Source organism: Cypionkella psychrotolerans (genome assembly GCF_001294535.1).
GTDB classification, from domain to species: domain Bacteria; phylum Pseudomonadota; class Alphaproteobacteria; order Rhodobacterales; family Rhodobacteraceae; genus Cypionkella; species Cypionkella psychrotolerans.
Genome location: NZ_LGIC01000066.1, coordinates 24731 through 50206, shown reverse-complemented (window position 1 = coordinate 50206; position 25476 = coordinate 24731). Strand labels below are relative to the sequence as shown.

At 61.5% G+C, this 25476-nt stretch carries 23 protein-coding genes and 1 riboswitch; of the genes, 10 read left to right on the top strand and 13 right to left on the bottom strand.

What is annotated here, in order from left to right; translation table 11 throughout:
• The first annotated feature begins 17 nt into the window (after positions 1–17).
• A riboswitch (cobalamin riboswitch) is annotated at positions 18–247 on the top strand.
• A 32-nt stretch (positions 248–279) separates the two neighbouring features.
• From AKV04_RS15060 to cobF, 3 genes are all read left to right on the top strand, one after another.
• On the top strand, positions 280–447 hold the full coding sequence (locus AKV04_RS15060) for a CbtB domain-containing protein (protein ID WP_054007355.1): 168 nt from the start codon (positions 280–282) through the stop codon (positions 445–447).
• 16 nt (positions 448–463) lie between these two features.
• Positions 464–1222, top strand: a complete 759-nt coding sequence (locus AKV04_RS15055) for a CbtA family protein (protein WP_054007248.1) — start codon at positions 464–466, stop codon at positions 1220–1222.
• A 79-nt stretch (positions 1223–1301) separates the two neighbouring features.
• Positions 1302–2042 (top strand): precorrin-6A synthase (deacetylating), encoded by a 741-nt coding sequence (gene cobF, locus AKV04_RS15050; RefSeq protein WP_054007247.1) that lies wholly within the window; start codon positions 1302–1304, stop codon positions 2040–2042.
• Between the two features lie 110 nt (positions 2043–2152).
• On the opposite strand, the gene AKV04_RS15045 is transcribed toward cobF, so the two are convergent.
• A complete protein-coding gene (locus AKV04_RS15045; protein ID WP_054007246.1) occupies positions 2153–2428 on the bottom strand; it encodes a BrnA antitoxin family protein in 276 nt (91 codons plus the stop codon).
• Positions 2413–2676, bottom strand: a complete 264-nt coding sequence (locus AKV04_RS15040; protein ID WP_054007245.1) for a BrnT family toxin — start codon at positions 2674–2676, stop codon at positions 2413–2415. The genes AKV04_RS15045 and AKV04_RS15040 overlap by 16 nt, the downstream gene beginning before the upstream one ends.
• Before the next feature lie 265 nt (positions 2677–2941).
• Here AKV04_RS15040 and AKV04_RS26230 point away from each other — a divergent pair, with 265 nt between their 5' ends.
• Positions 2942–3526, top strand: a complete 585-nt coding sequence (locus tag AKV04_RS26230; RefSeq protein ID WP_156317574.1) for a hypothetical protein — start codon at positions 2942–2944, stop codon at positions 3524–3526.
• Between the two features lie 37 nt (positions 3527–3563).
• On the opposite strand, the gene parE is transcribed toward AKV04_RS26230, so the two are convergent.
• Complete coding sequence (gene parE / locus AKV04_RS15030) at positions 3564–5519, bottom strand: DNA topoisomerase IV subunit B (RefSeq protein ID WP_054007243.1); 1956 nt, start codon at positions 5517–5519, stop codon at positions 3564–3566.
• 129 nt (positions 5520–5648) lie between these two features.
• Here parE and AKV04_RS15025 point away from each other — a divergent pair, with 129 nt between their 5' ends.
• The gene (locus AKV04_RS15025) at positions 5649–6545 is read left to right on the top strand and encodes an NAD-dependent epimerase/dehydratase family protein (protein WP_054007242.1); all 897 of its coding nucleotides are present in this window, start codon (positions 5649–5651) and stop codon (positions 6543–6545) included.
• 87 nt (positions 6546–6632) lie between these two features.
• Here AKV04_RS15025 and map read toward each other — a convergent pair whose 3' ends face one another.
• Positions 6633–7379 (bottom strand): type I methionyl aminopeptidase, encoded by a 747-nt coding sequence (gene map / locus AKV04_RS15020; RefSeq protein WP_054007241.1) that lies wholly within the window; start codon positions 7377–7379, stop codon positions 6633–6635.
• A gap of 68 nt (positions 7380–7447) precedes the next feature.
• Positions 7448–8107 (bottom strand): glutathione S-transferase family protein, encoded by a 660-nt coding sequence (locus AKV04_RS15015; RefSeq protein WP_054007240.1) that lies wholly within the window; start codon positions 8105–8107, stop codon positions 7448–7450.
• Positions 8108–8273: 166 nt separating this feature from the next.
• Here AKV04_RS15015 and AKV04_RS15010 point away from each other — a divergent pair, with 166 nt between their 5' ends.
• Positions 8274–10031: a LuxR C-terminal-related transcriptional regulator gene (locus AKV04_RS15010; protein WP_054007239.1), complete on the top strand. Its 1758-nt coding sequence runs from the start codon at positions 8274–8276 to the stop codon at positions 10029–10031.
• A gap of 678 nt (positions 10032–10709) precedes the next feature.
• Here AKV04_RS15010 and AKV04_RS15005 read toward each other — a convergent pair.
• From AKV04_RS15005 to AKV04_RS14995, 3 genes are all read right to left on the bottom strand, one after another.
• Positions 10710–11696: a Gfo/Idh/MocA family protein gene (locus tag AKV04_RS15005; RefSeq protein ID WP_054007238.1), complete on the bottom strand. Its 987-nt coding sequence runs from the start codon at positions 11694–11696 to the stop codon at positions 10710–10712.
• Between the two features lie 149 nt (positions 11697–11845).
• Positions 11846–12550, bottom strand: a complete 705-nt coding sequence (locus tag AKV04_RS15000; RefSeq protein WP_054007237.1) for a response regulator — start codon at positions 12548–12550, stop codon at positions 11846–11848.
• 15 nt (positions 12551–12565) lie between these two features.
• Complete coding sequence (locus AKV04_RS14995) at positions 12566–15241, bottom strand: sensor histidine kinase (protein ID WP_054007236.1); 2676 nt, start codon at positions 15239–15241, stop codon at positions 12566–12568.
• 66 nt (positions 15242–15307) lie between these two features.
• Between AKV04_RS14995 and AKV04_RS14990 the strand changes: the two genes are divergently transcribed.
• On the top strand, positions 15308–15877 hold the full coding sequence (locus tag AKV04_RS14990; RefSeq protein ID WP_235815651.1) for a DinB family protein: 570 nt from the start codon (positions 15308–15310) through the stop codon (positions 15875–15877).
• 5 nt (positions 15878–15882) lie between these two features.
• On the opposite strand, the gene kdpC is transcribed toward AKV04_RS14990, so the two are convergent.
• Genes kdpC through kdpF form a run of 4 tightly spaced genes read right to left on the bottom strand, consistent with a single transcriptional unit; the run spans position 15883 to position 20275 of the window.
• Entirely contained in the window at positions 15883–16449 is a 567-nt protein-coding gene (gene kdpC, locus AKV04_RS14985) for a potassium-transporting ATPase subunit KdpC (RefSeq protein ID WP_054007235.1), read from the bottom strand.
• A 10-nt stretch (positions 16450–16459) separates the two neighbouring features.
• Entirely contained in the window at positions 16460–18496 is a 2037-nt protein-coding gene (kdpB, locus tag AKV04_RS14980) for a potassium-transporting ATPase subunit KdpB (RefSeq protein ID WP_054007234.1), read from the bottom strand.
• Positions 18497–18508: 12 nt separating this feature from the next.
• The gene (gene kdpA / locus AKV04_RS14975) at positions 18509–20179 is read right to left on the bottom strand and encodes a potassium-transporting ATPase subunit KdpA (RefSeq protein WP_082351659.1); all 1671 of its coding nucleotides are present in this window, start codon (positions 20177–20179) and stop codon (positions 18509–18511) included.
• 9 nt (positions 20180–20188) lie between these two features.
• Positions 20189–20275, bottom strand: coding sequence for a K(+)-transporting ATPase subunit F (gene kdpF / locus AKV04_RS27870; protein ID WP_054007232.1), 87 nt, complete (start codon positions 20273–20275; stop codon positions 20189–20191).
• Between the two features lie 253 nt (positions 20276–20528).
• Between kdpF and AKV04_RS27580 the strand changes: the two genes are divergently transcribed.
• The 3 genes from AKV04_RS27580 (at position 20529) to AKV04_RS14945 (ending at position 24236) form a co-directional block, all read left to right on the top strand.
• Complete coding sequence (locus AKV04_RS27580; RefSeq protein WP_328287154.1) at positions 20529–20951, top strand: malonyl-CoA decarboxylase domain-containing protein; 423 nt, start codon at positions 20529–20531, stop codon at positions 20949–20951.
• Between the two features lie 24 nt (positions 20952–20975).
• The gene (locus tag AKV04_RS14955) at positions 20976–22490 is read left to right on the top strand and encodes a malonate--CoA ligase (RefSeq protein ID WP_054007229.1); all 1515 of its coding nucleotides are present in this window, start codon (positions 20976–20978) and stop codon (positions 22488–22490) included.
• Between the two features lie 750 nt (positions 22491–23240).
• Positions 23241–24236, top strand: coding sequence for an aldo/keto reductase (locus AKV04_RS14945; RefSeq protein ID WP_054007353.1), 996 nt, complete (start codon positions 23241–23243; stop codon positions 24234–24236).
• Between the two features lie 39 nt (positions 24237–24275).
• Here AKV04_RS14945 and AKV04_RS14940 read toward each other — a convergent pair whose 3' ends face one another.
• Entirely contained in the window at positions 24276–25169 is an 894-nt protein-coding gene (locus tag AKV04_RS14940; RefSeq protein ID WP_054007227.1) for a LysR family transcriptional regulator, read from the bottom strand.
• Between the last annotated feature and the right edge of the window lie 307 nt (positions 25170–25476).

The following is a 25476-nucleotide window of genomic DNA, read 5'->3' as shown; positions in this document are numbered from 1 at the left end:
CCAAACCGGGGCTTAGGCGACTGATGAAGGGGCATGGTGTTCTAAAAACGCAAAGCGTCTGAACTGAAACGAGAATGAGGAATGGGTGGACCAATCGGCACCCCAAGCCTCAGCCGCCCCCGCGACTGTATGCGGTGAGCGGCCTTCTGAAATGCCACTGGCTGACGGCTGAAAAGCCTCAAGCTGGGAAGGCGGAAGGTCGCTAAGACCCGCGAGCCAGGAGACCGGCCGTGCAAAGAAACGCTAAACACCGTCGGGTGTGACGGTATGGAGAGTAAAATGACCACGAAGACCCTCGTTTCCAGCAAAGCCACCGCACTGATGTCAGTGCTGTTTGTTGCTATGATTGGCGCCTCGACCGTGTTTCTGACCGGTTTTGCCCATTCGCAAACCCTACATGACGCAGCACATGATGTGCGTCACGCTTCTGGCTTCCCCTGCCACTGAACGCATGATCCAACGTATGGTGACCAGCGCGGTGTTCGCTGGTTTTGCGGCAGGCCTGCTTGCGGCCCTGCTGCATTTCGCATTCGTGCAGAAGCTGATCCTTCTGGGCGAAGAATATGAAACCGGCGCATTGGTGCATTTCAACGGTGTGGCATCACCTGCGGAAGACCACGATCATGCCGCCCCCGAAGCGCCTGCGGCAGATGCAACGGCTCCGGCTACGCCCGAAGCTGTCGAGGCTGACGGCCATGAGCACAAGCACGAGGCCGCTGAAGAAGGCGGCGCATTCGCGCGCAATGCTTCGACCAGTCTGTTCTACGGCCTTGAGTTTGTCGGCTATGCCCTTGTTCTGGTAGCAGGTTATGGCCTTGCAGAAGTGTTCGGCAAACGTGTGACCCTGCGCGAAGGCCTGCTCTGGGGCATCGCGGGCTACGCCGCCTTCCAACTCGCCCCGGCGATGGGGTTGGAACCTGAACTCCCCGGCACCATGGCCGCCGATCTTACCGCGCGTCAGATCTGGTGGATTGGCACCGCGATCTGCACCGCTGCCGCTTTGGGCCTGCTGGGCTACGGCAAGGGCGTGGCTTCGGTGATCGGCGCGGTCGCTCTGCTGGCTGTCCCGCATGTGATCGGCGCGCCCGAATTGGACAGCTATTCCGGCGTTGCCCCGCCCGAACTGGCCTCAACCTTCGCGGCGCGCTCGCTGGGGGTGGGTCTGATCGTCTGGTCGGCTTTGGGCGCGCTGTCGGGTTGGCTCTGGTCGCGCCCGCAGTAAGGTTGACTAAAATCAACGCGCGCCAATCCTTGCGGTTGGCGCGCGTTTTGCTGCAAATAGCGCAGCTTTAGGAGGCGCCATGTTTGATCTCACCCTCACCCTCATCGGGATCGGCACGGGCAATCCCGACCATCTGACCCTGCAAGCCATCAAGGCGATCAACGCTGCTGATCTGATCCTGATCCCCTGCAAGGGCGAGGGAAAAGCCGATCTGGCCGAATTGCGCCTCGCGATCTGCCGCGATGTGCTGACCAACCCTGCCACCCGGATCGTGGAGTTTGATCTGCCGGTGCGGGACGAAACCATCGCGGACTATAAGGCGCGGGTTGAGGATTGGCACGACCGGATCGCGGACGTGTGGCGGGCCGCGATTGGGGCGGCGGAGCGGGTGGCTCTGTTGGTTTGGGGCGACCCTAGCCTGTATGATTCCACGCTGAGGATTGCTGCGCGGTTGGTGCCGAGCGAGCGGGTTCATGTCGTGCCGGGGGTGACGTCTATTCATGCCCTCACGGCGGCGCATGGGATGGCTTTGAATGAGATTGGGGCGCCGTTTATCGTGACCACGGGGCGGCGGTTGCGGGAGGAGGGGTTTCCCAGCGGCGTCGATACGGCGGTGGTGATGTTGGATGGGGAGTGTTCGTTTCAGAGTATTGACCCGACGGGGGTGCGTATCTGGTGGGGGGGGTATGTGGGGATGGCTGAGGAGATTATTGTTGAGGGGGCGCTGGCCGAGGTGGGGGCGCGGATTGTGAGTTTGCGGGAAAATGCGCGGGCGGCGCATGGGTGGATTATGGATATTTATTTGCTGCGGCGGGGGTAGGTTTTTGGTGGTCCCGAGTTGGGACCATTTTGGTTTGTGTTTGATTTCAAATGGTTGTGGGGAGTCGGTAAGGATCTGTTAAGGTTTGGGCGTGGTGGGTTGCACCCACCCTACAGCCCCAACGCCTTGCGCAAAGCAGCATTGGCGCGGGTTTGCCAGCCTTTCCCGCCCTGTTTCAGGTTCGCCAGCACATCGGGGTCGAGGTAGAGCGTGACGCGTTGCTTTTTCTCAGCCTCGGCCAACGGCGGGCGACCGAGTTTGCCGTGTTGTTGCAGCACGGCGACGAGTTCGGGGAAGGCCCAGACGGGCTTGGCGCGGGCAGAGGTTTCGGCGGTCCATTCCGGGTTTTCTTCGTCTGGTTCAGACTCTCTCAGCGATTTTCCCACAGCACCTGCTCCCTTTTGCTCGCCTTGCGCAGACTGATCAGACGCAAACTCTCACCGCGCTGGGTGAAGGCTATGACGTAGAGGCGACCGTCAATAAGCCCTCTCGCCTGAAGCCGAATCTCACCGTAGTCTTTTCGGTCGTCAAGACTTACCTCGGCCAAGTCGAGGTCCATGCTTTCGACCATAGCAAAATCCGGCCCCCGAAGAAGCAGCGTCGCTTTGCGCTTTGGCTCGACCCAGTCCCACATTTATATGCATACATTAAGGGGAAATGCAAGGGTGAGGATAGGGGAGGGATGGTTAAGGAAGGGTGAAGACGAGGAAGATACTCCTACCTGCGTGAACCAATTATCCTAAGGTTTGCTTGCGGTGTCTTTAAGAACAAGGCAAATTAAGTCCGTAAACACAAGGACGAAGCTAGTGCCAAATCCATTATCCAGAGTTAAGCCTAATTGTAATTTCAGTCACGGTTCGGAATCGCTCAGTAAGCGCCCTGCTGAAGCTCTACTTATTATGGAAACGATTGCCAGTATATCGCTGGCAGAAAATGCGCGGGGTCTAATTCTTTCTGCGATGCTTGGAACCGAATCTCATATTGGTCTATCAACGTATTTAAGTATACAAACTGCGTCGACACAGAAAGCGTTACTTCAGGCGGCTGCCTTATCTTGCCTGACTGATGAGTTACTAGAACTTCTGCGACGGATTGATAAAAGTGCAAAATCAATTTTTGATCTGCGGAATGATTTTGCGCACGGGTTATGGGGTGACTCTGAGGAACTGCCAGATGCAATACTGTGGTTATCGGCTCGTCACTTTTTGGATCATGTGGTTGAAATTGACGATGGAAGAAAGCATGTTCTGCCAATGCTCCACGATCGTAAAAAAATTCTTGTATACACACTTACGGAATTGGGAAAAATAAGTTTACGGGCTAAGAGTGTGGCTAGCTTATATCGACTATTTTCAATGTTATTAGATGTGGGCAAGAAGGAAGCCAATGAGCACACCAATGCATTTTTGGGATATGATTTTAACAAAAAAATGATCGAATCCATTAATTCAGAAATCGAAGCCGCATTTCAATCTCTAACTTAGCTTTCATCCACAATATCCTCATGCAAAACTCTCATCGTCAAACATCCAACTCCTCCACAAACCGCGCGTTTTCCTGAATATACTGGAACCGCAACTCCGGCTTTTTACCCATCAGACGCTCGACCAGATCCCCGGTCTCGCCCGGAGCATCCTCGTCAATCGTGACGCGGATCAGTTTGCGGGTGGCAGGGTTCATGGTGGTGTCTTTCAGGTCTTTGGCGTCCATCTCGCCCAAGCCCTTGAATCGCTGCACGTCGATTTTGCCTTTGCCGCCCAATCCCTTGGCCAGCCAAAGCTCTTTCTCGGCATCGTCGGCGACATAGAGACGGCGTGCGCCTTGGGTCAGGCGATACAAAGGCGGGCAGGCCAGATACAGATGGCCTTTGTCGATCAGCGGGCGCATTTGGGTGAAGAAGAAGGTCATCAGAAGGCTGGCGATATGGGCGCCGTCCACGTCGGCGTCGGTCATGATGACGATTTTATCATAGCGCAGGTCATCGACTTTGAAACGGCTGCCCATTTGCACGCCCAAAGCCTCGCAGATATCGCGGATTTCGGAGTTGTCGTTGAGTTTGCCGGAAGCCGCGCCCAGCACGTTGAGGATTTTACCCTTCAGCGGCATGATGGCTTGGGTTTCACGATCGCGCGCGCCTTTGGCCGATCCGCCTGCGCTATCGCCTTCGACAATAAACAATTCGGTGTTGTCGCGGGTTTTGCTGGAGCAATCGGTGAGTTTACCCGGCAGGCGCAGCTTTTTAGTGGCGGTCTTGCGCTGGGTTTCCTTCTCTTGCTTGCGTTTGAGGCGTTCTTCGGCGCGCAGGATCAGGAAATCCATGATCGCGCCTGCGGATTTGGAATCTGACACCAGCCAGTTGTCAAAGTGATCGCGCACGGCGTTTTCAACGTAGCGGGTGGCTTCTTCGGTCGCCAAGCGGTCTTTGGTTTGGCCGACGAATTGCGGCTCTCGGATGAACACCGATATTAACGCGCAGCCCCCGGCGAGCATATCGTCGCGGGTGATCATTTCGGCTTTGCGGTTTTTGGTCAATTCGCCGTAAGCGCGGATGCCTTTTAGGATCGCGCTCCAAAAACCGAATTCATGGGTGCCGCCTTCGGGGGTGGGGACGGTGTTACAGTAGGATTGCAGGAAGCCGTCGCGCACCGGGCTCCAGTTGATCGCCCATTCGACCGAGCCGGGAACCTGGAATTTTTCCTGAAACGAGACTTTGCCCGCGAAGGGGCGGTCGGCGTAGGTGGTGGTTTTCTCTAGCGTATCGGAGAGATAATCGGCGAGGCCGCCGGGGAAGTGGAAGGTGGCCTCTAGCGGCGTGTCGCCGTCGGGGATGGCGGATTTCCAGCGGATCTCCACGCCTGAAAACAGGTAGGCCTTGGAGCGGACCATGCGGAGCAGGCGCGAGGGGCGGAAGTGGTGGCTGCCAAAGATTTGCGGATCTGGGTGGAAGGTGAAGGCGGTGCCACGACGGTTGGGGGCGGCGCCGATCTTGGCGATCGGGCCGAGGGGCGTGCCGCGCGAGAAGCTTTGGGCGTAGAGTTCTTTGTTGCGGGCGACCTCGACATAAAGGTGATCGGAGAGGGCGTTGACCACCGAGGAGCCAACACCGTGCAAACCGCCTGAAGTCTCATAGGCTTTGCCGTTGAATTTTCCGCCGGAATGCAGGGTGCAGAGGATGACTTCCAGCGCGGATTTGTCGGGGAATTTCGGATGCGGATCGACCGGGATGCCGCGGCCATTGTCGCGCACGGTGAGCGAGCCGTCGGCGTGGAGTTCGACCTCAATGCGGTTGGCGTGGCCTGCGACGGCCTCGTCCATCGCGTTGTCGATGATTTCGGCGGCGAGGTGGTGGTAGGCGCGCTCATCAATGCCACCGATATACATGCCGGGGCGGAGGCGGACAGCCTCAAGCGGCTCCAGCACCTCGATGGACGAGGCGTCGTAGGTGTCGGGCGTGCCGGAGAGGAGGTCGTTGGCCATGCGTGCTCGATTCTTGTTTTGCGGCTTTTGGGGGGATTATCACAGATCGGGGGGGAGGGGCGCAAGATGTGGGGGTGTTGCTGGATTGCAATACGGGGGGTAGGCTGGGGGAAACATCGGGAGGCTGAGATGCGGGTATTGTTTACGGGCGGGTCGGGCAAGGCGGGGCGACATGTGGTGGCCTATCTGGCGGCGCAGGGGCACAAAGTGCTGAACGTGGATCGGGTGGCGTTGCGGCTTGCCGGAGTGGCGGATTTGAACGCGGATATTTGCGACTCGGGCCAGATGTTCAACGCGATGGCGGCGCATATGGATGGGGCGGAGTTGGACGCGGGGGCGGCGCCGCGGTTTGATGCGGTGGTGCATTTTGCCGCGGTGCCTGCGCTGATGTTGCAGGCGGAGAATGAAACCTACCGCGTCAATGTGATGGGCACTTATAACGTGCTGGAGGCGGCCTGTAAGCTGGGTATTCCGAAGGTGATCATTGCCAGTTCAGAGACAACCTACGGGGTTTGTTTTTCCAATGGGATTGTCGATCCCAAGGTTTTGCCGCTGGAGGAGGATTACGACATTGATCCGATGGACAGCTACGGCATGTCAAAGAAGGTCAATGAAGCCACGGCGCGGAGTTTTCAGCGGCGGTTTGGCAATGATATTTATGCTTTGCGGATTGGGAATGTGATCGAGCCGCAGGAATATCGGACTCGGTTTCCCGAGTTTTTCGTTGATCCGGGGCAACGGCGGCGGATCACCTTCAGCTATATGGATGCACGAGATCTGGGGCAGATTGTCGATCTGGCGCTGAAGAAAGACGGGTTGGGGTTTCAGGTGTTCAATGCCTGCAATGACACCAATTCGGTCTGTCAGAGCAATCAGGAATTGCTGGCGCGGTTCTTCCCGAAGGTGCCGTTGAGCCGTCCGGTTGGGGCGCAGGAGAGTTTGCTGTCGAACCGCAAGGTGCGGGAGGTTTTGGGGTTCAAGGAGCAGCACAACTGGCGGAATTATGTGGATGATCCGACGGTTTAGCGGCGCTCCATTGGCGGGGCGATGGGTGCGGTGCGAGCATGCACGCCACGGGGGATCGTTCGGCGCTGCGTTGTGGTCGGCGGGTGATCAGCCCGGCAGGGTCACGATTATCGGGCCTTTGTCGGTGGCGACGATGGTGTGTTCGTATTGCACGACGGGGGCGGTGGGGTCGGCGTAAAGCGTCCAGCCGTCGCGGGCCTGATTGGCGAAATGGGCACCGCGTGACAGGAAGGGCTCGACGGTCAGCACGAGGCCGCGATGGATGCGGCGTTTGTCGTGGTTGGGCCAGGTGGCGATTTCCTCGGGGTATTCGTGCAGGGCGCGGCCTACACCGTGGCTGGCAAGGTTGCGGATCAGGGTATAGCCGCGACTGCGCGCGAAGCGGCCGATGGCGTTGCCGATATTGGCCAAGGGTTTGTTATGGCTGACTTCGGCGATACCGATCTGCATGGCGCGTTTGCCGTCGCGGCAGAGTTGATCCAGCGCAGGGGCGACGGGGCCAAGCCGGAAGGTCGCTCCGGTATCGGCATAGTAGCCGTTTTTTGAGGCGGAGACGTCGATGTTCACGAGATCTCCGGTGGCGAGGATGCGGGGGCCGGGGATGCCGTGAGCGATGTCTTCGTTGACGCTGATGCAGGTGGCACCGGGGAAATCGTAGGTGGCTTGGGGGGCGGAAATCGCCCCGGCTTGATCTAAGAGGGCGCGGCCGATGTCGTCGAGTTCTCGCGTGGTCATGCCGGGTTGCATGGCTTTCGCCATGGCCTGCATAGTGTTGGCGACGATGCGGCCGATGGCTTTGAGGCCGTCGAGCTCATCTTGATGGGTGAGGGTCATGGGGCGGGTTCCAAGATGGAGGGGGCATGGTGTGGTGTGTGAAATCACGCACCCTACGGGCTATGCGGTTACGCGGGTTCAGCCGCGCGGGCTTGCCACATGGTTTGGAAGGCGGGGCGGGATTGGCAGCGTTCTAGCCAGGTTTTCACCGAGGGGAACTCGCCGAGCAAGGTGGGGTGGGATTGCGCGTAGCGGACGATCTCGGCGACGTTGATGTCGGCGGCGGTGAAGCGGTCGCCGACGAGCCAATCGTGGGCTGACAGATGCGCAGCCAAGCGGGCAAGCGGGCGGCGCAGTTTTTCGGCATTGACTGCGATGCTGGCCTGACCCTCGGGGGTTTTGTCGCCGCCATCACCGATGATATAGAGGATTTCCAGCGCCGGCGTTTCCACCGAGGTGGCGGCGAACAGCGACCATTGCTCCATCAGCGCTGCTTCGGCGTTGTTTTGCGGGCCTAGGGCTCCGCCGTGGCAACGGGCGATGTGCAGGGTGATGGCGAGGCTTTCGGTCAACACAAGACCGTCTTCGGTATAGGCGGGTATCTGGCCTTGCGGGTTGACCTGAAGGTAAGAGGCGGAGGTGGTGTTCAGCGGCGCATCGGTGGCTTTGGGGTCTGCAAGCCGGTAGCCTTGGATCACCGGGACGTGGGTAAACGGCAGGCCGAGTTCTGTCAGCAGCCACAACGGGCGCGAGGCGCGGGAGCGGTAAACTCCGTAGAGGGTGATCATGGCGGGCTCCTGTGGCGGCGATTTCGCAGTATTCTTAGGCAAAGATCGCGGCGGCGGGAAGGGGCGGCGGCGGGCTTCGCGGAAATCGGAAGATTCCTGACGTTTGCTGCGCTGCGGCGACAGGATTTTACTTGCCGTAACGGCAGGCTTGCGCCACCACAGACAGATGTCCGAGCCGAAGTCCCCAGCTGACGCCGCGCAGACGCCCTCGCGCGAGGATAGAGCCGAGATTGTGGATCGGCTCTATGAGGTTGCGCTTGATCCGATCCGGCTGGAAGATCTGCTCGATGTCTGGGAAGGCCGGATTGCGCCTTTGCGCAGCGGGCCGGGGCACGATCCGGTGCAGTTGGATGACCCCGAGATTGAGGCGCATATGGCGCGGGCCTTGGTGTTTCTCGACCGCTTTGAGGCGACGCGCGATGATGGCGGCTATCGCTCGGTGCTGGAGGATATTCCACGCTCGGCGGCGTTTCTGAGTGACGGTGGGCCGGTGCTGGCGGGGCATAATCGGCCTGCGGCGGTGGCGTTTGGGTTGAAGGAGGGCGCGCGGTTATCTGACCTGCCATTTGAGGTCGAGGATATTGCGCTGTTGCGCGGGGTGATTGCATCGGTCGCGGCGGGCAAGGCCGCGAAGGTGATCACCTTGCGGATGCGGTCCCGCCGGACCGGCAGCCCGGTGATCGTGCGGGTGGGGCCGGTGGAAAGCCCAGGGTCGAAGCCATTGGCTTTGGTGATGTCGACCGAACTGGTCTGGCCCGAGGGCTTTGAGCTGACGGTGCAAGAGGCGTTTGGGCTGACGGCGGCGGAAGTCGAGATCGTGCGCGGGATCACCCTGGGGCTGCCGGTGAAGGATATCGCCGAGGCGCGCAGGCGGTCTGCCGAGACGGTGCGCACGCAGGTGCGCTCGATCTTGGCGAAGACCGAGACGCATAGCCAATCCGAGCTGGTGCGGGTGGTGCTGGGGCTGATGGATGTGGCGGTGCTGCCCTCGGAGGGTGCTGTCGTGGTCGCCAAAGCGGGGACGCTGGAGGCTTTGTCGTTTCAGCAGATGCGCGGCCCGGACGGGCGGCGGTTGGAGTGGATCGAGTTCGGCCAGCCCTCGGGCGCGCCCTGCGTGTTCATGCATCTGGATTTCGGGCTGATCCGCTGGCCTGCCAGTGCGGAACGTGCGGCACGGCGGCGTGGGATGCGGGTGATCGTGCCGGTGCGGGCGGGCTATGGGCGCACCGAATTGCATCCGAAAGGCGTGGAGCATCTGGAGGAGGTGACGGCGGATTACATCGCGGTGCTGGAGCATCTGGGGGTGCGGCGCGCGGCGGTGATCGCTTTGGGCGCGGATTTGCGTTTTGCGATGAGTTTGAGTTTGGAGCGTCCCGAGATGGTGACGGGGATTTTGGGCTGCGCCTGTCAGTTGCCGTTGCGCACGGCGGCGCAATATGAGCGGATGGATAAGTGGCAGCGCTTTATCCTCGCCAATGCCCGCTATGCGCCGAAAATCCTGCCATTTCTGGTCAAGGCCGGGTTTTCCTTGGCGCGGCGGTTGGGCAAAGAGAAGTTTTTCGCGCAGGTGAATGGCGGCTCGCCTGCCGATATGGCGGCCTTTGCCGACCCGGAGATTCGCGAGGCGATGCTGGCGGGGTCGGAAGTGTGTCTGGGCGAGCGGGTTTTGGCGTCGGAAGCGTTTACGCGGGAATGTATCGGATCGGAAAAGGACTGGTCGCATCTGGTCAAGCGGGTGCAGGCCCCGGTGGTGCTGTTGCAGGGCGATCAGGACCCGCAGACCCCGGTGCAGACCATCCGCGAGTTGATGGCGGAGTACACGCATCTGGACATTCGCTTTGTGCCGAACACCGGGCAGTTGCTGTTCTTCAAGGAATGGCCGCAAGTGTTCGAGGTGTTGGAGCGATTTTTGCCGAGGCGGTGAGAATCTGGTGGGCCTTACCGCAATTTGGGTATGCGGGCGGGGTGGGGCTTGCGCTATCAAAGGGTATGTTCAGAAGCGCTTAGCTGGAACCTTTAAGACGAAAAACTTTTTCCCCGAAGAAAGGGCGGTGGCATCTGGGGTGCCGCCGCCTTTCTTGTTTGCGCGTGTGCTGTTGGTGCGGCGCGATGTACTGAGAAGGCGGTGCCGTCCGCAGAGGTATGAGGCGGAAAAGCAAAGGCGCTGGGGGCGCGTTTGCCCGCCGAATGGAGCCCCTTTGAACGGCGCTGCCGGGGATCGGATGGGTGGGCGGTTTGCAGCTTGCAGCGGCAGCAGCCGCAGGAGGGGGCTCGATGCCCCCGATGGCGGCACATGGTTATGGGGTTGTGCGGGCGGAGTGCTCCGCACGGGAGTATTTCGAAAAGAGCAATTCCTTGTGCGCGGAATAAGTGGTGGGGTGACGCCGAGAAATCAGCGTTCCCTAGGGTCAGTTTATTCGCGCGCCTACCGCAATTTGGGTATGCGGCGGCACTGAGACTCGGGCTATCAAAAGACATATTCAAAAGCAGTTTGTTGGAACTTTTGCGACCAAAGCGTTTTTCCCCCGAAGAATGGGCGGTGGCATCTGGGGTGCCACCGCCTTTCTTGTTTCGGGACTTTTCTTGTTTTGGGCTGCGCAGATCAAGCCTCGCTTGGGTATTTCAGGCCGATCTGGGCGCGCAGGGTATCTAGGGTTTGCATGATCTGCACGGTTTGCTCGGGCGGCAGCAGGACGCTTGCGATCTTGCCTGCGGCGATCAGTGCTTCGGCTTCCTCGGCTTGATATTGCATGCCGCGGCCAATGCGGGATTGATCGAAGGTTTCGATCAGGCTGTTGTCGCTTGCGTAGACGCGGAAGCTGGTGGGTTCGTACCAGACGCGGTCGATCTCAATGCGGCCTTTGGAGCCTACGACGCAAGCGCGGTTGGGACCGGCGCTGTCAGAGGACGACAAAGTGGTGGCGATGGCGCCCGAGGCATAGTGGAAGATCGTCGCCACCTGCGCATCGGCCCCGGTTGCGCGGAAGGTTGCGCTTGCGTGCATGCTGTCGGGTTTGCCCAAAATATCCCATGTGAACGAGATCGGGTAGATGCCGAGATCTAGCAGCGCACCGCCACCAAGGGCGAGGTCGTTCAGGCGGTGTTTGGGGTCGTCGGAGAGTTTCTGGCTGTGGTCGGCGGTGATCGAGCGGACCTCGCCAATCGTGCCTGCGGCGATGATTTCGCGGATGCGGTGCATGTGGGGCAGAAAGCGCGTCCACATCGCTTCCAGAACCAACAGGCCTTTGGCGCGGGCGAGGGTGGTGATCTCGATGGCCTCGGTGGCGTTGATGGTGAAGGGTTTTTCGACAAGGATATGTTTACCCGCGTTCAGCGCAAGTTTGGCTGCCGCGACATGCTGCGGGTGTGGAGTGGCGATGTAGATGATATCGACATTCGGGTCGGCGGCGAGGGCCTCGTAGCTGGCGTGGGCCGTGGGGATGTTGAAGGCTTTCGCAAAGCGTTCAGCGCTGGCGGCGGTGCGCGAGCCTACGGCGGTGACGCTATGACCGGTCAGGTGCAGGTCTGTGACGAACAACTCGGCGATCCAGCCGGTTGCCAGAATTCCCCAACGGATTTTATCAGCCATGTGTTTGATCCTATATGTTTTTTCTGGCCGCCGTGGCGTGGCACGGGGCGTTTGATGGGGACAGCGTAGGGCAACGGCGGCTGGAATGCCAACCGCGGTTGAGAGGTTTTGACGAGGGGCTACGGGGATTGTTGTGGCAAGGCGGCGAGTCAGTTGCCCACAGAGTCATTGCTGGCGATGAAGCGGTAGCCGACACCGGGTTCGGTCATGATGTAGCGCGGGTTGGCGGCGTCGTCGCCGAGTTTGGCGCGCAACTGGCGAATGAACACCCGCAGGTATTGGCTGTCTTCGGCATGGGCGGGGCCCCAGAGCGTGCTGAGGATCATGGTTTGCGTCACCAGCCGTCCGGTGTTTGAGGCGAGCATCCACAGCATGTCAAACTCGCGCTTGGTCAGGTGCAGGATGGTGCCGCTTTGGCTGACTTGGTGCAGGGCGGCGTCGATGCGCAGATCGCCTGCGGTGATGAGGGCGGGGGCGGAGTCATTGGGGCTGCGGTCGCGCAGCAGGCTGCGGACGCGGGCGAGCAGTTCTTTGACGCTGAAGGGTTTGACGACGTAATCCTGCGCGCCTGCATCAAGGGCTGCGACCTTGCCCGCCTCATCGGCGCGGACGGAGAGGATCAGCACCGGCATCGTGCTCCACCCGCGCAGATCGCGCAGCACGCTCAGGCCATCGGCATCGGGCAGGCCGAGATCGAGGATCAGCATGGCGGGGGTTTCACGGGCGGCGGCGAGCAGGCCTTCGCGGGCGGTGGCGGCCTCGATCACATCATGGCCATCGGATTCCAGCGCCACCCGCAGAAAGCGGCGGATCGGGGCTTCGTCGTCGATGACGAGGATACGGGCGGTTGTCATATGGCTTTCGAGGGCTCAGGTTTGGGCTGCGATGAGGATTTGCAGCGTGATCACGATACGCGTGCCAGTGCCGTTTGGCCATGTGGCTTCGGCGCGGATGGAGCCGCCCATGGCTTCGATCAGGCCTTTGCAGATAGCCAAGCCCAAGCCAGTGCCTGCGCGTTGGCGATCGCCGCTTTCAACCCGGAAGAACATCTCGAAGATGCGGTCGCGGTCTTCGGGGGGGATGCCGGGGCCGCTGTCGGCGATGGTCAGGGTCAGCAGGGTGCCGTTGGTTTTGGCGGAGAGCGTGATCTCGCTGCCTTCGGGCGCGTATTTGGCGGCGTTGTCGATGATGTTGAACAGGACTTGTTCCAGCAGGACCGGATCGGCTTGCACTTGTGGCAAGGGTTGCGGCAGATCGGTGGTCAGCGGATGCAGCCGCAAGATGGCGCGCATGCGGTGGCGGGCGGAGCCTACGACTTCGGCCAGATCGACGGCGGAGAGATGGGGGTGGAGTGCGCCATGGCCAAGCCGGGTCATGTCGAGCAGGTTTTGCACATAGCGGTCGAGGCGTTCACCTTCTTCGCGGATCAGTTCGGCCAGCTCTAAGCGGCTGGCCTCGGGCAGATCGTCGGGGTCAGTCAGACTGCCTGCGGCGCCGATGATGGTGACAAGCGGCGTGCGCAGGTCGTGGCTGACGGACGACAGCAAAGCGGTGCGCAGGCGTTCGGTCTCGGTGGCAAGGCGGGTGGAGGCGAGGTCTTCGGTCAGCCGTAGGCGCTCCAGCGCCAGCACGATCTGATCATTGAGCGCATCCATCAGGCGTTGATCCAGCCGGGTCAGCGCGCCGTCGTTGCTAAAGGCGATGCCGAGAACACCCAAGCGGTTCTCGTTGGTTTTCAGCGGCATGAAATACCAGCGCGCGGTGGGCAGGGTGTCTGATCCGCGCCCGGCGGGCTGGCCTTTGTCCCATGCGAATTGGGCGGCGGTTTGGTCGCGGACTTCTAGACGGTCTTCCGGGGGGAAGCCGCCGACGACTTGCAGCGTTTCGCTGGTGTCTGGCATCAACAGGATGCTTTCGCAGCGCAAGCTGACCGCGACATGGCTGACGACGGCCCAGATTAGATCATCGCGCTGGGCGGCGGCGGCGACTTTGCGGCTGAAATCGTAAAGCTTGTTGGTGCGGTCGGCGATTTCGGTTTGCACGCGGACGCGCTGGCGCAGGCGGGCGGCGAGGTTGCCGGTGATCAGAGAGGCCACGAGGAACAGGCAGAGGGTGAGCACTTCGCCGCGGTCGGTGATGGTGAAGGTCCAGCGCGGCTCGACGAAGAAGAAATCGTAAGAGAAAAAGCCGAGGATCGAGGCGAGGATGGCGGGCAGATTGCCTTGACGCGACGCCACGATCACCACGGCGGTCATGAAGATCACCGACAGGGATGCCACGGGGAACAGCCTGTCGGCCAAAGTGGCGGCGAGATTGGCGAGCAGAGTAATGCCGATAGCCTCGGCGATGCCGCGAAGCGAGGGCGGGGTCAGAGTGAGGCGGGGGCGTTCTGAGGCTAGGCGTTCGTCGGGTTGCGAGGCGACGGTTATCTCGAACGACCCGGCACCGCGCATCAGGTTTTGCACCACGTCTTCTTGCAGCCAGCGGGTGAACCACGGGCGGCGGCGGGGGTAGCCTACAATGATGCGGCGGACATTGCGCGCGCGGGCATAGGACAGGATGGCGCTGGCGGTGTCGTTCTCGGCCTCTAGGGTTGCCACCTCGGCGCCTAGGCGTTCGGCGAGGCGCAGGGCGGTGGAAATTCGGTCACGCTGCGCTTCGCCAAGGTCATTCTGGCGGGCGGAGGTGACATTCACCGCGATCCAATCGGCGCGGGCGCGGTCGGCGGATCGTTTGGCCACCCGGATGGCTTCGCGGGCGGCGGGGCTGTCGTTCAGGCAAACGAGGATGCGTTCTTGGGTGGGCCATGGGCCTTCGATGGCATTGGCGGCCATATGCTCGCGCAGTTGCGCGTCAACCCGGTCGGCGGCGGTGCGCATCGCGAGTTCGCGCAGGGCGGTGAGGTTGCCTTTGACGAAGAACGAGGTGAGGGCGCGGGCGGCCTGATCTTGCGGGTAGATTTTGCCTGCCTTCAGGCGTTCGAGCAGTTCATCGGGGGGCAGGTCGATCAATTCGATCTCATCGGCGAGTTCCAGCACCTGATCGGGCACGGTTTCGCGCACCCGGACGCCGGTGATACGGGCGACGGTTTCGTTGAGGGTTTCAATATGTTGGATGTTCAGCGTGGTGTAGACGTTGATGCCTGCGGCTAAGACTTCGGCCACATCCTGCCAGCGTTTTTCATGGCGGCCGCCTTCGGCATTGGTGTGGGCCAGCTCATCAATCAGCGCCAGTGTGGGGCGGCGGGCGAGCAGGGCGTCGAGATCCATCTCGGTCAGGGCGCGGTTTTTGTAGAGCACGGGTTTGCGCGGCAGCAGGGGCAGGCCTGCGAGTTTGGCCTCGGTTTCCGCGCGGCCATGGGTTTCGATGACCGCGGCGAGCACATCGACGCCCTTGGCCCATTCGCGGTGGCCGTCGTCCAGCATCGACCAAGTTTTGCCGACACCGGGGGCCGCGCCGATGAAGATCTTCAACCGCCCACGGCCTTCGCGGTTGGCGCGGTCCAACAGGGCTGCGGGCGAGGGGCGGGTGTCGGTGTCAGCCATGGCTTTGGCCCCTAGCCGCAAAGCCTGCGCTGCGGTAGTTTTGCCGGGAATAAGGGAGGAAAGTTCGTGTCTGCATCATCCCGTGATCCCTGCCGCGTGTGGCGTAAACTGGCGCAAATGAACCGACTTGCCAACCATCGCTTGCATGGTGCCTGCGCGCTCCTGTCGGCAGAGGAGTATGCCGCGCCGCGCGTGGGTTTTTTCCCGTCCATCCGCGCGACGTTGAACCATATTTTGCTGGTGGATCGATTTTATATCAATGCGCTGGAGGGCAATCGGCTGGACCGTGCAGCGCTGGGCGATGCGCGGGGGTTGGTGACGCTGGAGGCGCTGGTTGCGGCGCAGGGCGCGTGTGACGCGCGGTTGTTGGCGTTTGTAGGGGGGCTCACGCCCGAGGGGCTGGCCCGGATCGTCAGTGTGGATCGTGGCGAGCGGCAGCAACTTGACCGGGCGGATGATCTGCTGTCGCATCTGTTTCAGCATCAGACGCACCATCGCGGGCAGGTTCATGCGATGCTGTCCTCGACTGCCATCGCGCCGCCGCAGTTGGACGAGTTCATCGTCGGCGACGATGCGGTGGCAAGGGCGGCGGATATGGCCGCTCTTGGCTGGAGTGAGACCGATCTGATGCGATGATCGCGTCATTTCGGCAGGGGGAAGGCCGCATCCAGCGCGAGGTTGGTTTGCAGCACATTTACCGTCGGCTCTCCATACAGGCCCAGCAGTGGGGCTTTGACCTGCTGTGCGATCAGCGCTTGCACGGCGGCGGGATCGGCGTTGCGGGCGGTGGCGATCCGGGCGGCTTGGGCGGCGGCGTTTTCCGGGCTGATGTCGGGGTCTAGGCCAGAGGCCGAGGTTGTTACTGCATCAATCGGTGCCTCTGCGCCGTTCTCGGCGGTATAGGCGGTGCGGCGTTCGGCGACGCTGGCGATCAGGGATGCGTTGGTGGGGCCGAGGTTGGAGGCTCCAGACGGGGTCGCGCCGTAGCTTGAGGCCGAGGGGCGGGGGTGCAGATAGCCTGCTTTCGTGAAGGACTGCGCGATCAGGGCAGAGCCTACCACCGCGCCACCTTTCTCGATAAAGCTGCCGTTGGCTTGGGTCGGGAACAGCGCCTGTGCCGCTCCAGTGATTGCCAAGGGATAGGCGAGGCCTGTGAGCAGGGTGAAGCCAAGCGTGAGGGTGATTGCGGGACGAAGATGGGAAAGCATGATGGGTTCCTTAGGCCAGATGGAGCGCGACGAGGGCGAGGTCAATCGCCTTGATGCCGATGAAGGGCACGATCAGGCCGCCTAAGCCGTAGATCAGCAGATTGCGGCGCAGCAGCACCGCTGCCGAGGAGGGGGTGTATTTCACGCCGCGCAGCGCGAGGGGGACGAGGGCAATTAGGATCAACGCGTTGAAGATCACCGCCGACAGGATCGCCGAATTGGGCGAGGCGAGGCCCATGATGTTCAGCACAGCGAGGCCGGGATAGGCGCCTACAAACATCGCCGGAAGGATGGCGAAGTATTTCGCCACGTCATTGGCGATGGAGAAGGTGGTCAGCGAGCCGCGCGAGATCAAAAGTTCTTTGCCGACCATGACGATTTCGATCAGTTTGGTGGGATCGCTGTCGAGGTCGATCAGGTTGGCTGCCTCTTTCGCCGCCGGGGTGCCTGCGTTCATCGCCACGCCCACATCTGCTTGTGCCAAAGCGGGGGCGTCGTTGGAGCCGTCGCCACACATCGCAACCAAACGCCCCCCGGATTGTTCGCGCTTGATCAGGTCGAGCTTCATTTCCGGCGTGGCTTCGGCGAGGAAATCATCGACTCCGGCTTCGGCGGCGATGGCGGCGGCGGTCAGGGGGTTGTCGCCGGTGATCATCACGGTGCGGATGCCCATGGCGCGGAGTTCGGCAAAACGCTCGCGCACGCCGGGTTTCACCACGTCTTTCAGATGCACAGCCCCAAGGATGGTGTAGCCGCTGGAGACCAGCAGAGGCGTGCCGCCAGAGCGGGCAATCGCGTCGATTTCTTGCGCGAGGGCAGGGGCGGGGATTTGCGTGGTCAGGCGTACCACGGCGTCGATGGCCCCTTTGCGCAGGCTGGTGCCGTCGGCGAGGTCGAGGCCCGACAGGCGGGTTTGGGCTGTGAACTCGACCGGGGTGGAGCCTTCCGGCAGGGCAAGGTCACGGCCCAGCAACGCGCGGGCTTTCTCGACGATGGAACGGCCCTCGGGCGTCTCATCGGCCAGCGAGGCAAGGTAAGCCGCCTCGGCCAAGGTCGCCATATCGACACCGGGGGCGGGGATCAGCGCGTCGGCCATACGGTTGCCGAAGGTGATGGTGCCGGTTTTATCCAGTAGCAGCGTGTCCACGTCACCTGCGGCCTCCACCGCGCGGCCGGATTTGGCGATGACGTTGAATTTCACCAGACGGTCCATCCCGGCGATGCCGATGGCGGACAGCAGGCCACCGATGGTGGTGGGGATCAGTGTGACGAATAGTGCGCCCAGCACCACGACGGGGATGTTCAGCCCGGCAAAGCTGGCGAAAGCGGGCAGGGTGACGACGACGAACAGGAAGATCAGCGTCAGCCCGGCGAGCAGGATGTTCAGGGCGATTTCATTCGGGGTCTTTTGCCGCTCGGCACCCTCAACCAAGGCAATCATGCGGTCCATGAAGCTTTTGCCCGGCTCGGCGGTGATGCGCAGCACCAGCCAATCGGAAACCACCGTGGTGCCGCCGGTGACAGAGGAGCGATCCCCCCCGGCCTCGCGGATCACCGGGGCACTTTCGCCGGTGATGGCACTTTCGTTCACCGAAGCGACACCGCGCATGGCTTCGCCATCGGTCGGGATGATATCGCCGGCCTCGACCAGCACGAACTGGCCCGCTTGCAAGTCATCAATCGGAGTCAGCAGGGCCACATCGAATTCGCTTTGCGGCCCTTCGAGGCGTTTGACATAGCCTTTGGTTTTGGTCGCGCGCAGCGTATCAGCGCGGGCTTTACCGCGACCTTCGGCCAAAGCCTCGGCGAAGTTGGCGAACAGCACGCAGAGCCAGAGCCAGATTGAGATATGTAGCGCTTGCCAGCCGCCTACCGTGCCGCTGCCAATATCGCGCAGCGCGAGGATGGTGGTCATCAGGGCGACCACCGCTGTGGTGAAGATCACTGGGTTGCGGGCAAGGCCGCGCGGGTCCAGCTTGACGAAGGTTTGACGCAAGGCGGCTGGGGCCAGATCGCGCAGGCTTGCGGTTGGGATGGAATTAGACATGGGTTTGGTTCCTTAAAAGCTTTGACCAGCGACGCGTGCGGTTTCTTCCGCAATCGGTCCAAGGGCCAGCACAGGAAAGAAGGTGAGTGCGCCGAGGATCAGCACGGTCAGGATCAAGAGCGTGACGAACAGCGGCCCATGGGTCGGGAAGGTGCCAGCGGTGGCCTCGGCTTTGGTCTTGCGCGACAGCGAGCCTGCAATCGCCAGCACCGGAATGATCATCGCATAGCGGCCAAGGATCATCACCAGACCCATGGCGGTGGTGTGCCACGGCAGCGATGCCCCCCAGCCGCCGAAGGCCGAGCCGTTGTTGCCGGTGGCGCTCGAATAGGCGTAGAGCACTTCGCTGAAGCCATGCGGGCCGGGATCTTGAATCGCGGCCAAGGCGCTGGGTAGGGTGGAAGCAAACGCGCCGACCACCAGAATACCCAGCGGCATGGACAGGAAGCCCACCACGGCCAGCGTCACTTCGCGGGCTTCGATCTTGCGGCCAAGGTATTCGGGGGTGCGCCCGACCATCAGCCCGGCCAAGAACACCGCGATGATGCAATAGAGCAGCATGCCATAGAGGCCGGAGCCGACACCGCCGAAGATCACCTCACCGATCTGCATGAACACCATCAGCACCATGCCCGACAGCGGCATAAAGCTGTCATGCATCGCGTTGACCGAGCCGTTCGAGGCTGCCGTGGTGGACGCCGCCCACAGCGAGGACAGCATTGCGCCGAAGCGGGCCTCTTTGCCCTCCATATTCGCGCCGATGCCAAGGCTCGGGTTGCCTGCGGTCTCGTAGAAATGGATCACCGCAAGGCCCGCCAGCAGCATGATGCCCATGGCGCCAAAGATCGCCCAACCTTGGCGGCGTTCGCGTGCCATGGAGCCGAACAGGAAGCAGAACGCCACCGGGATCAGCAGGATCGACAGGCATTGTGCAAGGTCAGATGCAATCGTCGGGTTCTCAAACGGATGCGCCGAGTTGACGCCGAAAAAGCCACCGCCGTTGGTGCCGAGTTGTTTGATGGCAATCTGCGTCGCAGCAGGGCCGCGCGGGATGATCTGTTCTGCGCCCTCAAGCCCGGTGGTGTGGACAGCACCGAGCAGGGTTTGTGGCACACCTTGGGCGGCGAGATACAGCGCCAGCGCAATCGACAGCGGCAGAAGAATCCACAGCGTCGCGCGGGTCATATCGGCCCAGAAGTTGCCAAGCCCGCCGTCTTTGGGGCCGGAAAAGCCCCGGATCACCGCCACGCCCACCGCCATGCCGCTGGCGGCAGAGACGAAGTTTTGCACCGTCAGCCCGGCCATTTGCGACAGGTAAGACAGTTGCGCCTCGCCGGAATAGGCTTGCCAGTTGGTGTTGGTGATAAAGCTGACGGCGGTGTTGAACGCAAGATCGGGCGACATAGCGCCCATGCCGTCGGGGTTCAGCGGCAGATAGCCCTGCAAGCGCAGCAGCGCGTAAAGCACCACAAAGCCTGCAAGGTTGAAGGCCAGCACCGCCATGGCATAGGCGGCCCAGTTCATCTGACGGTCGGGGTCAACCCCCGCGCTGCGCAAGACGATGCGGTCCACCCAAACCAAAGCCGGGATACGGGCCTCAAACACCCGTTGCATCCAGACAGCTAAGCCAAGGGCAAGCGCTGTCAGTACGGCGAAGTAGAGGATGTATGAAATCAGGGTCATCATTTGCCCCTAGAAACGATGGGGGGCGATCAGCGCCACCCCAAGATAGACAAACAGCCCCGCCGCAACGGCAAGGCCTAGGATCAGGTCGAACATTATTTCCTCACAGACGGTCTAGGATGCGGATCAGCGCCGCACAGCCGCCAAAAGCGGCAAAGGTTAGGGATAGGTAGATGAGATCGGACATGGTGTGCTCCGGGATTGACCCGTGCGTTTTGCCAGAACCTCGCGTGAGGGCGATATGTCGAAGGTGAGGCTTTCGCGTAAAGGCGGCGTAAAGATGGGTGGGTTGGGGTGGGGCCTTGCCGCAAGATGAGGCTTTTCAGGGTAATTGAGGTTCGGATCGGCTGTGCCAGTGGGTGTGCTCGATGCTTGCCATGTCGGTAACAGGTTCAAACCGGGGTGTTGTGCTGCAGCAAACGCTGTTGCTCCGGCCCACAGAGGGCGCGAAAGGGTCGACTTTCGGCAACGCTGTGAGCAAGCAGGTGGCGGAGGCGCCGAAGCGCGCGTTGCCCGCTATTGCTGCGCTTCGCGATCCCCGCGGCGTATGATCGCCCCCGTGGTGCGATTTCCCTTGCGCAATGTGCGCCTAGAACGGCGGGCCTGTTTGGGTGATATATCGGCCCATGGGTTGAAACAATCGCATGGGTTGAAGGTGAACGCTCTCTATGATCTTGCTCAGATTGTGACCAACCGCCAAGGCTGTGCCGCGCGCAGTCCTGTCGCCGCTGCGCAGAGCGTGCAAACCGTGCTGCCCGCCGGTAAGCTTTGATTTCGGTTTTTGCAGGAGTTTTCCATGAACGCCAACCTGTTCGACATTCTTGCCCGCTCGATCACCGATGCCGGGGCCACGGCGATTGAGACGCCGGACGGCGCGCGCATCAGCTACGGCGATCTGGTCGCGCGCACGGGCCGGATGGCCAATGCGCTGGTGGCTTTGGGGGTGAAGCCGGATGACCGCGTGGCGGTGCAGGTGGAGAAATCGGTCGAGGCGATCATCCTCTATCTTGCCACCGCCCGCGCGGGTGCGGTGTTTTTGCCACTGAACACCGGCTATACGGCGGCAGAAATTGCGTATTTCATCGGTGATGCGGAGCCCAGTTTGTTTGTTTGCGACCCTGCGCGTGCGGCTGATCTGACACAGGCCGCTGAACAGGCCGGGGCGCGGATGGTGACGCTGGATGCCAAGGGCAAAGGCAGCCTGAGTGATGCCGCAGCCTCGGCCCCTTCAGGTTTTGACATCGTGCTGCGCGACAAGGACGATCTGGCGGCGTTGCTGTATACCTCGGGCACCACGGGGCGCTCGAAAGGCGCTATGCTGACGCATGGCAATCTGGTGTCCAACGCTTTGTCGCTGCGTGAGGCGTGGCGCTACACCGACAAAGATGTGCTGATCCACGCCTTGCCAATTTTCCACACCCATGGGCTGTTCGTGGCCACAAACGTCACGCTGTTCTCGGGCGCGTCGATGATCTTGCTGCCGAAGTTCGACCCCGAGCGCGTCTTTGATCTGATGGCGCGGGCGACGGTGCTGATGGGGGTTCCGACTTTTTACGTCCGCCTGCTGGAGGATGATAGGTTGAATGCAGAGACCACCGCCCATATGCGTTTGTTCGTTTCGGGTTCGGCTCCGCTGCTGGCCGAAACCCACCGCGCATGGCGGGTGCGCAGCGGTCATGCGATCCTTGAACGTTACGGCATGACAGAGACCAATATGAATACCTCGAACCCCTATGATGGCGCGCGGGTGGCGGGCACGGTGGGGCTGGCGCTGCCAGGGACTGAGGTGATTGTGACTGACCCGGAAAGCGGCGTGGAGCTGCCACAGGGTGAGATTGGCATGATCGAGGTGCGCGGCGCCAATGTGTTCAAAGGCTACTGGCGGATGCCGGAAAAAACTGCCGCCGAGCTGCGCGCGAACGGTTTTTTTATCACCGGCGATCTGGGGCGGATCGACGACAACGGCTATGTCCATATCATCGGGCGCGGCAAGGATCTGATCATCACTGGCGGCTACAACGTCTATCCCAAAGAGATCGAGGCCGAGATTGACGAGATCCCCGGCGTGCTGGAATCCGCAGTGATCGGCCTTGCGCATAAGGATTACGGCGAGGCCGTGACGGCGGTTGTGGTGCCCACGGGTAGCCCTGCGCTGACCGAAGCCGCCATCGTCGCGGCATTGGAAGGCCGTCTGGCGCGGTTCAAGCAGCCCAAACGGGTGATTTTCATGGACGAGCTTCCGCGCAATACCATGGGCAAAGTGCAGAAGAACCTGCTGCGCGACCAGTACGCGGGGCTGTATCACAAGTAGGGCGTTCGCAAGCTGGGCGAGATCTAGTCTGCCATACCGACGCGCGGCATACGGGCGATTGCCTTCGCTGCAGGGGCGGGGACGAGGTGGCAGGGCATTTCTGTATCGGTCCTGTGGCTCCATCTCGCGCATGTCATGACAGCTGCATGACAGCTGCGGGTTGCGCGGAGGCGGGGTTTTGCAGCGATGCTGGCAAGCGATCTGGTGGGCTGCGGATAGGGCGCGTCTGTTCCGACCGACCGCCGCCATAAGCGGCTTGGGTCTGAAGCCGCCATGGGTGTCGTCCTGAGCGACGCGCGCCACTTCAAAGATATGTCACGCGTGCGCCAACTGCTGCTGCAAGATTTGCAGACTGTTGCTTGCCACCGCCCATGCAGCGGCGGAACCGACCACATATCGGGTCTGCCGGGCGCGCGAGACCGCCACATTGAGAATGTTGGCTGGGCGCCCCGCCCATTGCCGTGCCCTGACGCGTTTCGGAACTTTGCGGGCCATCACTGGTCTTTCTGCGTTTGCAATTTTCGACAGCGGTCCAGATCGGACGAAGGATCTTGGGATTTACTGCAGATATTGGGCCGCAATGCGGCCAGAGGGTTGGTCAGCGGGGCAGGCTATTCATATGCCGCAAGTATCAAGCTTAGCTGATTTAGCCGTCTAATCACGGCGGTGAGAAAGGGTGAATTGCCGGCATCGAACGCCAAGGCGGCGCGTCGGATGCGGCGCCCTTGGCCCGACACAGGACATTCTTTGATGAAAACCAGAACCTTGGGCTGCAATGGCCCCGTTGTTTCAGAGATCGGCTTTGGCTGCATGAGCCTGACCGGTGTTTATGGTGCTGTACCCGAGCGCGCCGATGCCATCAGTCCGATCCGCGATGCCTATGATCTTGGCGTCACCTTCTTTGACACCGCCGAGTCTTATGGCCCGTGGACGAACGAGGATATTGTTGGCGAAGCACTGGCATCTCTGCGCGATAAGGTGGTGATTGCCACCAAGTTTGGCTTTGACATCGACCCTGTCACTGCTGCCCGCAGCGGCGGCGTCAACAGCCAGCCTGCGCAGATCCGCCGGGTGGCCGAGGCCGCGCTGAAGCGGTTGAAAACCGATCGCATCGACCTGTTTTATCAGCACCGGGTCGATCCCGCCGTGCCGATTGAAGATGTGGCGGGCACGGTGCGCGAGTTGATCGCCGAGGGTAAGGTCGGGCATTTTGGCTTGTCGGAAGCCGCGCCCGCTACGGTTCGCCGCGCCCATGCGGTGCAGCCAGTGGCGGCGGTGCAAAGCGAATATTCCCTGTTCCACCGCGACCCAGAGGTTGGATTGCTGCCCATGATTGCCGAGCTTGGCATTGGCTTTGTGCCGTTCTCACCGCTGGGCGCGGGCTTTCTGACCGGGGTGATCACCGCCAAGACCACCTTCGCGCCGGGGGATTTTCGCCCGATGGTGTCGCGCTTTAGCACAGAAGCGCGCGGGGCCAATCAGGCGCTGGTGGGTCTGGTCAGCGCCGTGGCCGCGCGGCACGGTGCCACGCCGGCACAGGTGGCGCTGGCATGGCTTCTTGCGCGCGGCGCGAAGATCGTGCCGATCTCTGGCACCAAGCGCTTGGCCCGTTTACGGGAAAATCTTGGCGGTGCGGCGCTGAGCCTGACGCCTGAAGACATGCAGCAGCTTGACCACGGCAGCGCTGCAATCTCGTTGGTGGGGCAGCGGTTGCCAGCGGCCGTGCTTGCGATGACCGGGCTTTAACTTTGGCGCTGTCTTGCGACTTGAGTGCGGCGTCAGCCGCTAGCCGCGCCAACGCAGCCTATCGACCAGCAATGAAAATGCAGGCGAGCCGCGCAACCGCGATGGATAGTAAAGGTGGTAGCCGGGGAAACTCTGGCTCCACTCTTGCAAGACGGGCACCACTGCACCGCGGTCGATCCACGGTTGCAGGTGTTTGTCGGTCAGGCAGCACAGCCCCAAACCAGCCACTGCCGCTTCGATGATCAGATCGGGGTCATTGCTGATAAACTGGCCTTCGACCCTGACATCGACCGAGCGGTCGCCTTGGCCGAACTCCCACGCATAAAGCCCGCCGAGGGTGGGCAGGCGCAGGTTGATGCAGTTGAAACGCGTCAGATCGGCGGGGGTTTGCGGCTGGCCATGCTGGGCCAGATAGCTTGGTGCGCCTGCCACCAGCATCTTCAGATCGGGGCCGATGCGCACCGCGATCATGTCTTTTTTGACGCTTTCGCCCAAACGTACCCCAGCATCAAAGCGGTCTGCGACGATGTCGGTGAACTTCTGATCCACAGAGATTTCGATATTGATGTCAGGGTAGTCCTGCATCAGATCGCGCGCCTTGGGAAACAGGATTTCCCGTCCGGCATCGCGGCTTGAGGTGATGCGGATGTTGCCCGCCGGACGGTCGCGCAGCGCGTTCAGGCTATCCAGCCGCGCCTCGATATCATCCAGCGCGGGGTGCAGCGCTTCGGCCAGCTTTTCATCGGCATCGGTCGGAGAGACGTTGCGGGTGGTGCGGGTCAGAAGCCGCAGCGCCACGCGATCTTCCAGCCGCTTGACGGTATGGCTGAGCGCAGATTGCGAGGTGCCCAGCCGCGCCGCCGCCTTGGTGAAGCTGCGTTCCTCATAGACGGCTAAGAAGGCCACAAGATCGCCGAGTTCATCGCGCTTCATTTATGAACCCTATGCAGCTTGCAGTGTGGCAGTGATATCATAAAAGGATGACTGAATTCTATCCCCAGGGGGGCGCGCCTTGGCTAACGCGCTGAGCTGGGGCGCCGCAGCGCCGTCATGGCGTAATGCACAGCGCTTGCTGCAATGCACCAACCCTGCGAGCGCTGCGGGGAAAGTGAGACGATTTGGTTCGGCCAGCTCTTGAACAGTAATCGCGGCGACGGGCATGATTGCGGCGCGTAGCGCCGAACGTTTCGCGGTGGGTTTCATGCAGAGCCCTATCAGTTGGGGATGGCGGTCTGCTGTC

Coding starts and splice junctions, on each gene's coding strand:
- AKV04_RS15000 (WP_054007237.1), bottom strand. CDS start 12,550: ATGACAACCGCCCGTATCCTCGTCATCGACGACGAAGCCCCGATCCGC.
- kdpB (WP_054007234.1), bottom strand. CDS start 18,496: ATGTCTAATTCCATCCCAACCGCAAGCCTGCGCGATCTGGCCCCAGCC.
- kdpC (WP_054007235.1), bottom strand. CDS start 16,449: ATGCTTTCCCATCTTCGTCCCGCAATCACCCTCACGCTTGGCTTCACC.
- AKV04_RS15040 (WP_054007245.1), bottom strand. CDS start 2,676: ATGTGGGACTGGGTCGAGCCAAAGCGCAAAGCGACGCTGCTTCTTCGG.
- AKV04_RS15060 (WP_054007355.1), top strand. CDS start 280: ATGACCACGAAGACCCTCGTTTCCAGCAAAGCCACCGCACTGATGTCA.
- kdpA (WP_082351659.1), bottom strand. CDS start 20,179: ATGACCCTGATTTCATACATCCTCTACTTCGCCGTACTGACAGCGCTT.
- AKV04_RS15055 (WP_054007248.1), top strand. CDS start 464: ATGGTGACCAGCGCGGTGTTCGCTGGTTTTGCGGCAGGCCTGCTTGCG.
- AKV04_RS14995 (WP_054007236.1), bottom strand. CDS start 15,241: ATGGCTGACACCGACACCCGCCCCTCGCCCGCAGCCCTGTTGGACCGC.
- AKV04_RS14955 (WP_054007229.1), top strand. CDS start 20,976: ATGAACGCCAACCTGTTCGACATTCTTGCCCGCTCGATCACCGATGCC.
- AKV04_RS26230 (WP_156317574.1), top strand. CDS start 2,942: ATGGAAACGATTGCCAGTATATCGCTGGCAGAAAATGCGCGGGGTCTA.
- map (WP_054007241.1), bottom strand. CDS start 7,379: ATGACCCTCACCCATCAAGATGAGCTCGACGGCCTCAAAGCCATCGGC.
- AKV04_RS15025 (WP_054007242.1), top strand. CDS start 5,649: ATGCGGGTATTGTTTACGGGCGGGTCGGGCAAGGCGGGGCGACATGTG.
- AKV04_RS15015 (WP_054007240.1), bottom strand. CDS start 8,107: ATGATCACCCTCTACGGAGTTTACCGCTCCCGCGCCTCGCGCCCGTTG.
- AKV04_RS14940 (WP_054007227.1), bottom strand. CDS start 25,169: ATGAAGCGCGATGAACTCGGCGATCTTGTGGCCTTCTTAGCCGTCTAT.
- parE (WP_054007243.1), bottom strand. CDS start 5,519: ATGGCCAACGACCTCCTCTCCGGCACGCCCGACACCTACGACGCCTCG.
- AKV04_RS14945 (WP_054007353.1), top strand. CDS start 23,241: ATGAAAACCAGAACCTTGGGCTGCAATGGCCCCGTTGTTTCAGAGATC.
- AKV04_RS15010 (WP_054007239.1), top strand. CDS start 8,274: ATGTCCGAGCCGAAGTCCCCAGCTGACGCCGCGCAGACGCCCTCGCGC.
- cobF (WP_054007247.1), top strand. CDS start 1,302: ATGTTTGATCTCACCCTCACCCTCATCGGGATCGGCACGGGCAATCCC.
- AKV04_RS15005 (WP_054007238.1), bottom strand. CDS start 11,696: ATGGCTGATAAAATCCGTTGGGGAATTCTGGCAACCGGCTGGATCGCC.
- kdpF (WP_054007232.1), bottom strand. CDS start 20,275: ATGTTCGACCTGATCCTAGGCCTTGCCGTTGCGGCGGGGCTGTTTGTC.